The 12,590-nt window shown below is 69.3% G+C and carries 10 protein-coding genes; 4 read left to right on the top strand and 6 right to left on the bottom strand.

Annotation, left to right across the window (positions count from 1 at the left end; genetic code table 11):
* Positions 1-8: 8 nt before the first annotated feature.
* Positions 9-1,301 (top strand): nucleotide disphospho-sugar-binding domain-containing protein, encoded by a 1,293-nt coding sequence (locus tag ACYVKR_RS01990; RefSeq protein ID WP_460479038.1) that lies wholly within the window; start codon positions 9-11, stop codon positions 1,299-1,301.
* Positions 1,302-1,330: 29 nt separating this feature from the next.
* Complete coding sequence (locus tag ACYVKR_RS01985; RefSeq protein WP_460479037.1) at positions 1,331-2,161, top strand: arylamine N-acetyltransferase family protein; 831 nt, start codon at positions 1,331-1,333, stop codon at positions 2,159-2,161.
* Between the two features lie 15 nt (positions 2,162-2,176).
* Here ACYVKR_RS01985 and ACYVKR_RS01980 read toward each other — a convergent pair whose 3' ends face one another.
* Positions 2,177-4,420: a protein-disulfide reductase DsbD family protein gene (locus ACYVKR_RS01980; RefSeq protein WP_460479036.1), complete on the bottom strand. Its 2,244-nt coding sequence runs from the start codon at positions 4,418-4,420 to the stop codon at positions 2,177-2,179.
* A 193-nt stretch (positions 4,421-4,613) separates the two neighbouring features.
* Between ACYVKR_RS01980 and ACYVKR_RS01975 the strand changes: the two genes are divergently transcribed.
* A complete protein-coding gene (locus ACYVKR_RS01975; RefSeq protein ID WP_460479035.1) occupies positions 4,614-5,612 on the top strand; it encodes a Bug family tripartite tricarboxylate transporter substrate binding protein in 999 nt (332 codons plus the stop codon).
* Between the two features lie 111 nt (positions 5,613-5,723).
* Here ACYVKR_RS01975 and ACYVKR_RS01970 read toward each other — a convergent pair whose 3' ends face one another.
* The 5 genes from ACYVKR_RS01970 to ACYVKR_RS01950 form a co-directional block, all read right to left on the bottom strand.
* The gene (locus ACYVKR_RS01970) at positions 5,724-6,836 is read right to left on the bottom strand and encodes a glutamate--cysteine ligase 2 (RefSeq protein WP_460479034.1); all 1,113 of its coding nucleotides are present in this window, start codon (positions 6,834-6,836) and stop codon (positions 5,724-5,726) included.
* Entirely contained in the window at positions 6,826-8,118 is a 1,293-nt protein-coding gene (locus ACYVKR_RS01965) for a cation:proton antiporter (RefSeq protein WP_460479033.1), read from the bottom strand. Before ACYVKR_RS01965 ends, ACYVKR_RS01970 begins: the two co-directional genes overlap by 11 nt.
* A 303-nt stretch (positions 8,119-8,421) precedes the next feature.
* Positions 8,422-9,453, bottom strand: a complete 1,032-nt coding sequence (locus ACYVKR_RS01960; protein ID WP_460479032.1) for a DctP family TRAP transporter solute-binding subunit — start codon at positions 9,451-9,453, stop codon at positions 8,422-8,424.
* A 34-nt stretch (positions 9,454-9,487) separates the two neighbouring features.
* Positions 9,488-10,786, bottom strand: coding sequence for a TRAP transporter large permease (locus tag ACYVKR_RS01955; protein ID WP_460479031.1), 1,299 nt, complete (start codon positions 10,784-10,786; stop codon positions 9,488-9,490).
* Positions 10,783-11,322, bottom strand: a complete 540-nt coding sequence (locus ACYVKR_RS01950; protein WP_460479030.1) for a TRAP transporter small permease — start codon at positions 11,320-11,322, stop codon at positions 10,783-10,785. The genes ACYVKR_RS01955 and ACYVKR_RS01950 overlap by 4 nt, the downstream gene beginning before the upstream one ends.
* A gap of 180 nt (positions 11,323-11,502) precedes the next feature.
* Between ACYVKR_RS01950 and ACYVKR_RS01945 the strand changes: the two genes are divergently transcribed.
* On the top strand, positions 11,503-12,438 hold the full coding sequence (locus tag ACYVKR_RS01945; RefSeq protein ID WP_460479029.1) for a LysR family transcriptional regulator: 936 nt from the start codon (positions 11,503-11,505) through the stop codon (positions 12,436-12,438).
* Positions 12,439-12,590: the final 152 nt, after the last annotated feature.

Raw genomic sequence — 12,590 nt, 5'->3', positions numbered from 1 at the left:
CCAAGGCGATGACCAAGACGACAGCGGCAGGGCCGCAGCTGCGCATCCTGGCGGTCTGCTGGGAAGGCGGCGGCAATGTGCCGCCGACGCTGGCGGCCGTGCGCGCCCTCGCCGCGCGGGGCCACCAGGTGCGCCTTATCGCCGACGACACGATGCGCGTGGAGGCGGTCGAGGCTGGAGCCCGCTTCCTGCCCTGGAAGCGCGCGCCGAACCGCCCGGACCGCTCACCCGACAGCTGCTTCGTGCGCGATTGGGAGGCCGCCGATGGCCTGGCGGGTTTCCGGCGAGGGTGCGAGTGCATCTTCGTCGGCCCCGCGCAGGCCTACGCCGAGGACATTCTCGAAGCGCTGGCCGAGGAGCCGGCCGACCTGCTGCTCGGCACCGACCTGCTGTTCGGCAGCATGCTCGCGGGCGAAGTGGCGAGGATTCCCACGGCTCTGCTCGCCAGCAATATCTCGCTCTGGCCCCTGCCCGGGCATCCGCCGTTCGGCCCGGGCCTGCTGCCGGCCCGGTCGGCGGCGGAGCGGGTGCGCGACGCCGAGGTGTCGGTGAGCATCGAGCAGCTCTGGGATAGTTTCCTGCCCGGTCTCAACGCCGCCCGTGCCCATTTCGGCCTTGCGCCGCTGGCCCATGTCCACGAACAGCCCTTGCGCGCCGGGCGCCAATTGCTGGCCACCTGCCGCAGCTTCGATTTTCCGACCGAGCGCCTGCCCCGGCAGGTGCGCTACGTGGGGCCGCTGCTGGAGCTGCCGAGCTGGGCCAGCGAACGCTGGGCTGGCCTGCCCGAGCGCGGAATGCGGCCCCTCGTGCTCGTGTCGTTCAGCACCACCAACCAGGGGCAGGCCGATGTGCTCCAGCGGGTGGTGTCGGGCTTGGCCGGCGAGCCGGTCGAGGTGGTCGTCACGCTCGGCAAGGCGCTTGAGGGGCTACGCCTCGAGGCGTCGGCAAACGCCACCGTTCTGGCCCATGCCGCGCATGACGATCTGCTGGGCCAGGCCCGCGTGGTCGTCACCCACGGCGGACATGGCACGGTCCTGCGCGCGCTGCGCCATGGCGTCCCGCTGGTCGTACTCCCGATGGGGCGCGACCAGAACGACAACGCCGCGCGCGTCGCCTACCACGGCGCGGGCCTGCGCCTCGATCCTTCCGCATCCCCGCTCCTGCTCGGCGAGGCCGTGCGGCGCGTGCTGTCCGAGCCGGGCTTCGCCCAGCGGGCGAGGGCACTGGGGCGTGCCATCGCCGCGGAAGGCCCGGGGCCTGCGCGGCTCGTCGCCGCCATCGAGGAATTCGCCCTGGAATAGACAACCGTCCATCGAAAGGAAACCGGATCATGACGAACCTTGCTGCAAGCCCCAGTGGAATGGCCCTGGCGCCCGGCCAGCTGGATGCCTATCTCGCGAGGATCGGTGCTGCTCGGCCAACGGCTCTGGACGCAGCCAGCCTGTCGACGCTGCACCGGGCCCACCTCATGGCCTTCACCTGGGAGGCGCTGGATGCCTTCATGGGATGGCCGACCTCGATCGCTCCGGCTGCGGCCTACGCCAAGATGGTGGAAGGCCGGCGCGGCGGCTGGTGCTACGAGATGAACGGCCTGTTCGGCGCGGCGCTCGCCGCGCTCGGCTTCCGCGTGACGCGCCTGTGCGGCGGCGTCCACCGCGAAACGCTGGGCAACAACGTCGTCGGCAACCATCTGACGCTGCGGGTCGATCTCGACCGGCCGTACCTGGCCGAGGTCGGCCTGGCGGACGCCATCGTCGAGCCGGTGCCGCTGGCCGTGGGGCCGATCCGCCAGCGCGGTTTTGACTTTTCGATCGTGCCGGCGGACGGCGGCTGGCTGCGCTTCAGGAACCATGCGCGCGGCATGGCGCCCAGCTTCGACTTCCGGCCCGACCACAGCGACGAAACCGCCATGGAGGCCACCCGATGCTGGCTGACGCAGGACCCGGGCTCGCCGTTCACCCATGCGCTGGCGATCCTGCGGCATACCGCGGATGGCTATGTCGCCCTGAAAAACGACGGCCTGTGCCGTGTGACGGCGGACGGCGTGAGCGAACAGCGCATCACGGGCGCGGACCATTTCGCGGACACGCTCCAGACGGTTTTCCAGCTCGACGTTCCCGAGCCCGGCCGCGTCTGGGACAGGGTCCGGGCGGTGGCCTGAGCGGCCCCGAGTGAACTAGAGCGTCCGCAGCGCCTCCAGCACCTCGCCAGTGCTGAGGATCTCGGACAGCACCACCGGCGGCTTGCCGGGGGCGTACAGCACATAGACCGGCACACCGCTGCGGCCCAGCTGGCTCAGCGCGGCGGTGATGGCCGGGTCCTGGCGCGTCCAGTCGGCGCGCAGCAGCTCGACCTTGCGCTCGGCGAAGCCGGCCAGCACGTCCGGATGGGAGAGCGTGGTGCGCTTGTTGTACTGGCAGGTCACGCACCAGGCGGCGGTGAAGTCCACGAACACCGGTTGCTGCTGGGCCAGCGCCTGGGCCACGCGGTCGGCGGACCAGGGCTGCCACGGCTGCGCGGCATCGCCGCCGGCCTGGGCCTGTGCGGGCGCCACGGCGGCTTGCAGGATGTTTTTGCCACTGGCGCCCACCAGGGCTGCGCTGACAGCTATGAATGCGGTAGCAAGCACCCAGCGCGTGCGCCCGGCCAGCGTCAGCGCCCAGACCACGGCGGCCAGCGCCACCAGCAGGGCCAGCAGCGTAGCCGCGCCGTCGATGCCCGATTGCTGGCCCAGCACCCACACCAGCCAGACCACGGTGGCGAACATGGGGAAGGCCATGGCGCGGCGGAAGGTGTCCATCCACGCGCCGGGGCGCGGCAGCCAGCGCGCCACGGCCGGCACCCAGCTGGCCAGCAGGTAGGGCAGGGCCATGCCTACGCCCAGCGCGGCAAAGACCAGCAGCGCCTGCGCGGTGGGCAGGCTCACCGCCAGGCCCATCGAGGCGCCCATGAAGGGCGCGGTGCAGGGCGAGGCCACGGCCACGGCCAGCACGCCCGACAGGAAGGCGTTGACCACTGGGTGCCGGGCCTGGTGGCCGGCCAGGCTGCTGGGCAGGAAATGGCCGAACTCGAAGACGCCCGCGAGGTTGAGGCCGATCACCGTGAACAGCGCCGCCAGCACCGCCACCGTCAGCGGCGACTGCAGCTGGAAGCCCCAGCCCAGCTGCTGCCCCGCGGCGCGCAGCGCCAGCAGCAGCGCGCCCAGCGCCAGGAAGGACAGCACCACGCCGGCGGTGTAGGCCAGGCCGCTGGCGCGCTGGCGGCCCAGGTCGCTGCCGTGCGAGGCAAAGCCCAGCACCTTGATCGCCAGGATGGGGAAGACGCAGGGCATCAGGTTCAGGATCAGGCCGCCGAGCAGCCCGCCCAGCAGGGCCAGCCACAGCGAGGGGGAGGAGCCGGCGGGCGCGGCAGGCGCGGCGCCCGCCGCATTGGCCGCCAGCGCCGCCTGCAGCGCGGGCGAGACCTCGGCGCGCGCGGCGGCGGTCCAGGGCTGGTCGAGCGCGGCCTCGGTGCGCCAGGCGATGGCGCCGTCGGCGTTGCGGTGGTCGGCCGTGGTCAGCACCAGCGGCAGCGCCTCGGGCGCCGGGCCGCGCGAGGCCGACAGCGGCACGCGGGCCTGCCAGGTGGCGCCGCTCCAGGATTGCTGCAGGTCCTTGCCGTCCTGCATGGCGTGGTGCAGGGCCTCGCCTTGCTCGGGCAATATGGTCAGGGGCTGGCCCTGCAAGGCCGCGGGCAGGCCGCTGGCGCTGAGCTGCAGGAAGTCGCCGTCCACCGTGGCGCGGCTTTCGCCTTTGAGCGCCACCGGTGCCTGCTTGGCGGCGGCGGCAAAATCGGCTGCGAACAGGGCGGTGGTGCCGGCCAGCGGCAGCGTCAGGCTGAAGTCGCCCTGCTCGGGAATGCATTCGACGCGGCAGACCAGCCATTGCGCGTGCAGCTGCACGGTCACCTCGCGCTGGCCGGCGGCCGGCGCGAACATGGTCGAGACCTGCACGGGCACGGGCAGCAGCACCTTGCCTTCGTAGCCGTAGTTGACCAAGCTGCCGATGCGGATCGGGTGGGGCGTGGGCCAGGCGATCTCGCCGGCGTCCCAGCCGGCGGGCAGCTGCCAGTCGAGCTGCGTGGGCAGGCCCGAGTCGCCGGGGTTCTTCCAGTAGGTGTGCCACTCGGGCTGGTGCTCCAGCAGCAGGCCGAGCTGCAGCGGCTTGCCGGGCGCGATGCCGTCGGGCGCCTGGGCGACCAGCTCGGCGCGCACGCGCGGCGTGGTGACCACCGGGCTGGCAGGACTAGCGGCGGCTGGGCTTGCGCCGCCGATGCCGAGCTTGATTTGCGCTTCAGCGCTGTTGGACCAAGCGCTGATAGCTATGAAAAGCGAAGCAAAAAAAAGCGCCCAGCGGGTGCGGCGTGTGGTGGTTGTCTGCATAGGTGTGACCGGGTGGCCTCGGTGGGAGTCCGGTGGGCGCGCGAAGGTTCCCCGCGGCCGCCATTATGCGGATACACGGTCGATTGTTAATTCGCAAAAAATATCAACCCATAGTTGATCAATAGTGGACAGCAGGGAGCCGGGCTTTCAGAATGGCCGGTCCAGGACGCATTCATACAAGGAGACAAGATCCATGGCTGGAACCATCCGGGCGGGCAGCACCCGTCGCCATTTTCTGAGCACCACGGCCACGGCGGCTGCCGCTTTCGGCGCGCCGCACTGGGCGCTGGCGCAGTCGGCCTACCCGAACAAGCCGGTGCGGGTGATCGTGCCCTTCCCGGCGGGCGGCACGACCGACGTGGTGGCGCGCCTGGTGCTGCAAAAGCTCGGCGAGCTGATGAAGGCTTCGTTCGTGGTCGAGAACAAGGGCGGCGCCAACGGCATCATCGGCACCGAGCAGGTGGCGCGCGCGCCGGCCGACGGCTACACGCTGCTGTTCAACACCGGCGGCGCGCAGACGCTGAGCCCGGTGATCTACAAGGCGGGCTACGAGGCGGCGGCCAGCTTCGAGCCCATCGCCAAGGTGTGCGACGTGGGCTTCGTGGTGATCGCCCGCAAGGATCTGCCGGTGAACTCGATGCAGGAGCTGATCGCGCTGGCCAAGAAGTCCACCGACAAGCCGCTGACCATCTCGTCGGGCAGCAGCATGATCACGCTGATCACCGAGCAGTTCAAGCGCGTGATCGGCGCGCCGCACCTGATCAACGCGCAGTACAAGGGCACCAGCCCGCAGATGCAGGCGGTGGTGGCGGGCGAGGTGGATTTCTCGTTCGACTCGTTCGCGTCGGTGGAGATGATCCGCGCCGGCCGCGTCAAGGCGCTGGGCGTGATGCTGCCGCACCGCGCCGAGAGCTTCCCGCAGGTGCCCACGTTCAAGGAGCTGGGCATCAAGGACATGGACTTCAGCTCGTGGGCCGGCATGCTGGCGCCCAAGGGCACGCCCAAGGAGATCGTGCAGGCGCTGGCCAAGGGCGTGGACCAGGTCATGCAGATGCCCGACGTGCTGGCCAAGCTCAAGACCTACGACTACGTGCCCACGCGCATCACGCCCGAGGCCTTCGGCAAGCAGCTCCAGGCCGAGAACGACCGCTGGAAGCAGGTGGTGAAGGACACGGGCTTCAAGATCGAGTAAGCAACTCAAAAAAAAGAGCTGCCAGCGCTCGCCACTATTGGATTTCAGGTCGAAAAATACCTGAAACCAAATGATGGTAAGCACTGGCAGCTCTTTTTTTGCGAGTAAGCCTTAACCGCGGAAGCGCAGCGCCGCCTGGCGCACCACCTCGGGCAGCAGGTGCTCGCGCGCCAGCACCTCGCGCAGCCAGCGGGCGTCGTTCTGGCCGGCGTTCACGTCCTGGCGCAGCGCCTTCAGCGCCTCCTGGCTGGACGGCGGCGCGTGCGCGGTGATGCGCTGCAGCGTGTGCAGGATGTGCTCGCGCAGCGCCATGTGCTCGCCGCTGACCGGGTCGACGTACACGCCCTCCAGCCCGAAGCGGCAGGCCTGGAAGCGGTTGTAGGTGTAGACGAGGTAGTCGTCCTCCTGCGGCGTGAACGGGTTGTCCGCCAGGAACCACGCGCCCAGCGCCTGCACGTAGGCCGCCAGCGACGCCGCGCGCTCGATAGACAGCGGCGTGTCGAACACCCGCACCTCGACGGTGCCGAACTCGGGCTTGGGGCGGATGTCCCAGTAGAAGTCCTTCATGCTGGTGATGACGCCGGTGGCGGTCATCTTGTCGAAGTAGCGCTCGAAATCCTCCCAGTGCAGCGCGAACGGCGCGCGGCCCGACAGCGGGAAGGCGAACACCGAGTTCAGCCGCGCCGAGTCGAAGGCCGTGTCCTGCCCCTGCACGAAGGGGCTGGACGACGACAGCGCGATGAAGTGCGGGATGTAGCGCGACAGCCGGTGCAGCATCAAGAGCGCCGCATCGGCGTCGGGGCAGCCCACGTGCACGTGCTGGCCGAAGATGGTGAACTGCTTGGTCAGGTAGCCATACAGCGCCGTCAGCTCCTTGAAGCGCGGCTTGTCGTAGATGCGCTGCTGGTGCCACTGCTGGAACGGGTGCGTGCCGCCGCCCACCAGCGCGATGTTCAGCCGGTCGGCCGCCTTGACCAGCACGTCGCGGGTCACGCGCAGCTGGTTCAGGGCGTCCTCGGCGTCGGTGCAGATGCCGGTGGATATCTCGATCATGCTGGACGTGACCTCGGGCACGATGCTGCCCGGCACCTTGGCCTTGGCCAGCAGCGCCAGCATGTCCTGCGCGTAGGGCGCGAGGTCGTAGTCGTGCGTGCTCACGAGCTGCAGCTCCAGCTCCACGCCCAGCGTCAGCGGATCGGAATGGTGGAAGGCTTCAAGCGTCATGGCGTTGTCCTTTGCGCAGCAGGGCGGAGGGGCCGATGCCGCGATGCGCCTCGCCCGATTGCCACCAGGCCAGCGACATCAGCAGCGCGCCGACCAGCTCGCTGGCCACCACCATCGGCAGTGCCAGCGCGGCGAAGGTGGCGGCGTAGCTGCCATCGGCGCCCGGCGTGGCGGCCCACTGCGCCGCCAGGGTGGAGGCCAGCAGCAGCGCCACGCCCGACTGCGGCAGCTGCGCGCAGCCCACGGCCCACTGCCGGCGCCATTTGAGGCCGCTGGCCCAGCCGCCCAGCGCCACGCCCAGCCACTTGGCCACGCCGCGCGCCAGCGCCGCCGCCAGCGCCCAGGCCAGCAGGTGCGGCGTGACGCCCACGCGCGCCACCATGCTGGCGATCAGCACGAACATCAGCAGGTTGAGCATGGAATTGGCCGACACGAAGGCCGGCGGCCACACCAGCGGGCGCGGGCTCAGGTTGCGCAGCAGCACGCCGGCCAGCAGCAGCGCCAGCGCCGCCGAGCCGCCCCAGCGCTGCGACATGGTGGCCACGGCGGCCAGCACGGCCAGCATGTACAGCGCCGTGTTGTCGCTGCCCGAGGGGCGCCAGCGCAGCACGGGCCACAGCAGGCCGGCGGCCAGCGCCGTCCACAGCAGCGTGAGCAGCAGGTCGCCGCCGAGCTGGGCGATCGCGGCCAGCCAGTGGGCCTCGGCCGGCGCCAGGTGGCCCACGGCGGCGAGCAGCCCGCCCATCAGCAGCGCGTAGAAGGCCGAGAGCGTCGCCAGCGTCAGGCTGCGGTCGGTGATCGGGCCCTTGGCCTGCAGGTCGAGCGCGACGCGCAGCACCACCGACGGCGAGGCCGCCATGGCCACCACGCCCAGGCCCAGCGCCACGGGCAGGGGCTGGCCGATCCACCACAGCAGCGCCGCCACGGCGGCAAAGCCCAGCAGCGATTCGAGCAGGCTCTGCACCAGCACGCCCGGCTGGCGCAGCAGCCAGCGCAGCGAGAGCTGGGTGCCCGCCATCAGCAAGGTGGCGGCCAGCGCCATCTGCAGCAGCAGCATGCCCAGGCCCTGCACGGGCCAGGGCAGGTCGCCGAAGCCGATCCAGCCGGCCGCCAGGCCCACCACGGTGTAGCCCAGCATGCGCGGCAGGCCGGTGTAGCGGTGCACGGCATGGCCCACCAGCGCGGCGCTGGCCACCAGCATGGCCCAGTTCAGCAGGGCGGGGCTGTCGGCCAGGCTGGCCCAGAGGGAGGATAGAGCGGGAGGCGCGGTGGCTGTGCTCATGCAGATCTCCAAAGGATGACGGCTGGTGCCGTTCTGGTTGTGGGGGGAGGGGACGGGAGCGGCGCAGGGGGCGAGCCGTCCGACGGAGGGAGTGGCTTTCCGCGGGAAAGCCGGCGCAAATCGTTAACAGATTCTCAACGCGATGTGACTTGATGATACGGGCAGCCGACCCGGCCACCAAACTCGGGGCGCCGGCCGCGGGGGAGTTGCCTGTAGGACAACGTCCATTGCGCTTGTAGGACGCAGTAAAAAAGCCACCGGCCCGAGGGCGCGGTGGCTTTCAAAAACAATAGCTATTAGCGCTTACTGCTTGCGGGCTGCAATCGCTTTTTCTGCAATGTCTACCAGGTCGGTGCCGACCTGCTGTTTCCACTTGTCGTACACCGGGCGGGTGGCCTTCACGAAGGCTTCGCGCTCGGTCGGACTGAGCTGGGTGACGGTGACGCCGCCGGCCGCCAATTCCTTGGCCAGCGGCTTGTCGGCCTCGATCATGCCCTTGCGGGCGATGGCGATCTCTTCCTTGCCGGCCTCGATGGCGGCCTGGCGCACGATGTCCTGGTCGGCCTTGGTCCAGCTGTTCCAGATGTCCTTGTTGACCACGAAGATCAGCGGATCGTTGATGTAGCCCCACAGCGTCAGGTGCTTCTGGCCCACGGTCTGCAGCTTGGCGGCCTGGTAGACGGCCACGGGGTTTTCCTGGCCATCCACGGCGCCGCTGGCCATGGCGGGCTGGGCATCGGCCCAGCTCATCTGCGTGGGGTTGGCGCCCAGTGCGGTGAAGGTGTCGACGAACAGCGGCGAGCCCACGACGCGGATCTTCAGGCCCTTCAGATCCGCCGGGCTCTTGATGGCGTGCTTGGAGTTCGAGATCTCGCGGTAGCCGTTCTCGCCCCAGGCCAGCGGCACCACGCCGGCCTTCTCCAGGCGCGCGAACAGGCGCTTGCCGGGCTCGCCCTGGGTGAGCGCGTCGGCGGCGGCGTAGTCGGGCATCAGGAAGGGCAGCGCGAACAGGTTCAGCTCCTTGATCTGCGGCGACCAGTTCAGCGTCGAGCCGATGGCCATGTCGATCACGCCCTGGCGCAGCGCGCTGAACTCACGCGTCTGGTCGCCCTGGATCAGCGACACGCCGGGGTACAGCTTGATGTTGATGCGGCCCTGGGTGCGCTCGCGCACCTTGTTGGCCCAGATCTCGCCGCCCTTGCCCCAGGGGAAGGCCGTGCCCAGCACCAGCGACATGCGGTATTCGCTCTTGTAGTTGCCCTGGGCCAGGGCCGGCGTGGCGCTGAAGGCCAGCGCGGCCGCGAGGGACGAGGCGAGGAAGCTGCGAAGTTTCATGGATAGTGTCTCCTTATAAAAAGATCAATGTTAGTTAATAACCCAGGTACTCAGGCAGCCACAGCGCCAGCTGGGGCCAGGCGATCACCGCCACCATCACCAGGAACATGGCCAGCAGCATGGGGCCGACCCAGCGCACGGTGGACTCCATGCGCACGCCGGCGATGCGGCACGACACCATCAGGTTCACCGCCAGCGGCGGCGTGAACTGGCCCAGCGCCACCTTGAGCGTGAGGATGACGCCGAACCACACGGGGTTCCAGTGGTAGTGGTTCATGATGGGCGCGAGCAGCGGCACGAAGATCAGGAAGATCGACACGCCATCGAGGAACATGCCCACGGTGATCAGCAGCAGGATCAGCAGCGCCAGCACGCCGTATTCGCCCAGGCCCGAGTTCACGATGGCATTGGTGACCGGATCGATCACGCCCAGCGTGGACAGCGAGAACGCGAAGATGCCGGCCAGCGACACCACGATCAGGATCACTGCCGACAGCTCGCCCGCCTCGCGCAGGATGGGAAACAGGTCGCGCAGCGTGATGGTGCGGTGCACGAACATGCCCACGAAGAGGCCGTAGAACACCGCCACCACGGCGGCCTCGGTGGGCGTGAACCAGCCGGCGCGCATGCCGCCGAGGATCACCACCGGCGCCGCCAGGCCCCAGGCGGCCTCGCGCAGGCTCTGCCAGAACGGCGGGCGCGGCAGCGTGGCCTCGAGCGCGCCCATCTTGTGCTTGCGCGCCATCCACACGGCGGGCACGATCAGCGCGATGCCGGCCAGCACGCCCGGCACCATGCCGGCGGCGAACAGCGCCGGCACCGAGGCGCCCGGCACCAGCACCGAGTAGATGATGAAGGCCACCGACGGCGGGATCAGGATGTCGGTGGCCGCGGCGGCCCCGACCACGCTGGCCGAGAAGCTGCCGGGGTAGCCGGCGCGGCTCATGGCCGCGATCATCACGCCGCCCACGGCGGCCGCGTTGGCCGGGCCCGAGCCCGAGATGCCGCCGAGGAACATGGCCACGACGATGGCCACCAGCGGCAGCATGCCCGGGCCGCGGCCCACGATGGCGATGGCGAAGTTGACCAGGCGCAGCGCCACGCCCGAGCGGTCGAAGATCGATCCCACGAGCACGAACATGGGGATGGCCAGCAGCGGGTACTTGCCCAGGCCGGCATAGAAGTTCTGCGGCACGGCCAGCAGGCCGAACCACTGCGCATCGGCATTGGCCAGCGCGATGGCGGCGGCCCCGGCCAGGCCCAGCGCGGCGCCAATGGGCACGCCCACGAACATCATGAGCAGGAAGACGACGAAGAGCAGCGTGGCGATCATGCGGCCTCCCCTTCATCGACGGCGGCATAGCTGGCCTGGCCCTGGCGCAGGTACAGGCCCAGCGCGCGCAGCGTGATCAGCGCCGAGAACACCGGCAGCCACACCGAATACCACCACTGCGGCACGCCGATGCCGGGCGAGGTCTCCTCGAAGCGGAAGTCGTCGTAGACCACGCGCACGCTGAGCACCGCGATCACACCGAACAGCAGCGCCACCATCAGCGAGCCGAAGCGGGCCAGGGCCTTGCGCCGGCGCGCATCGCCGCCCTGAGCGAAGTATTCGATGCGGATGTGCAGGTCGCGCGCCACGGCACCCGAGCCGGCCACCAGCGCGAGCACGATCATCAGGAAGACCGAGATCTCCTCCGTCCAGGCGAACGAGCTGTTGGTGAAGTAGCGCACCAGCACGTTGGCAAAGGTAATCAGGGCCAGCAGCGCCATGACGACGACGGTGAGCCAGTCTTCGAGCCAGAGGCCGCGCGCGGGCGGGGGGGTGGAGGGCGTGTTGGCCGCAGGTAGGTCTTGTTGTGATGGCATGGCAGGCACCGGACGAAAAACGAACACGCCACCGGCGCCGGTGCGTGTCCACGGAATCTCAGCGAAGTGGCAAGGGAAGGGCTGCCTTGTGGGCGCCTGCGCAGCGGCTATCGGATTGGTAATCGATAGCGCCCGTGCATTATCGCTGTCGAGCACTCTAGCTTTGCCGATAATGCTCGGATGGAAACCAAATGGCTTGAAGATTTTGTGAGCTTGGCGGAGACGCGCAGCTTTAGCCGCTCGGCGCAGCTGCGCCATGTGACGCAGCCTGCCTTCTCGCGCCGCATCCAGGCGCTGGAGTCGTGGGCCGGCGCCGACCTGGTGGACCGCAGCTCCTACCCCACGCGGCTCACACCCGCGGGCAAGACCTTGTACACCCAGGCCATCGAGATCCTGCAGGCGGTGCAGAGCACGCGCGCCATGCTGCGGGTGCATGCCTCGTCCGGCAAGGACCTGGTGGACTTCGCCGTGCCGCACACGCTGGCGTTCACGTTCTTCCCGACCTGGGTTTCCGGCCTGCGCAACGACTTCGGCCTGTTCAAGAGCCGGCTGATGGCGCTGAACGTGCATGACGCGGTGATCCGCCTGGTGGAGGGCGGCTGCGACCTGCTGATCGCCTACCACCATGCCTCGCAGCCCATACAGCTCGATCCCGCGCGCTACGAGATGGTGAGCCTGGGACGTGAGGTCCTGGCGCCCTACTGCAAGCCGGGGCTGGACGGGCAGCCGCTGTTCCCGCTGCCGGGCACGGCCGAGGTGCCGCTGCCCTTCCTGGGCTATGCGCCGGGTGCCTACCTCAGCCGCGTCACCGACCTGGCGCTGAAACAAGCCGACGAGCCCGCCCACCTCGACCGGGTCTACGAGACCGACATGGCCGAGGGCCTGAAGGCCATGGCGATGGAGGGGCATGGCCTGGCCTTCCTGCCGCAGAGCGCGATCCGCAAGGAGTTCAAGGCCAAGAAGCTGGTGCGCGCCGACGAGCCCGTCTCCAGCGCCTGGGAAGTGGAGATGGATGTGCGTGCCTACCGCGAGAAGCCGGCATCCAAGGACGCGGTCAAGCGCACGGCGCAGGCCCTGTGGGAATACCTGCTGGCGCGCAACCCCGACCGCGCCTGACGACGCGCTGGGCGCAGGCTATCCACCCGAGGGGTTTGCAGGGTAATTTCTAATGATGCGGCCGCAAAGATATGCGATGCTCGCGGCCCACCGCAGGGCGCAACCACTATCCCTGGCTGCGTTTTTTGATGGTTTGCGGTGAAAAGATCGGA

The sequence above is a fragment of the Comamonas humi genome (genome assembly GCF_054782535.1).
The sequence above is the reverse complement of the archived record's forward strand: the minus strand, read 5'-3'. Positions and strand labels throughout refer to the sequence as shown.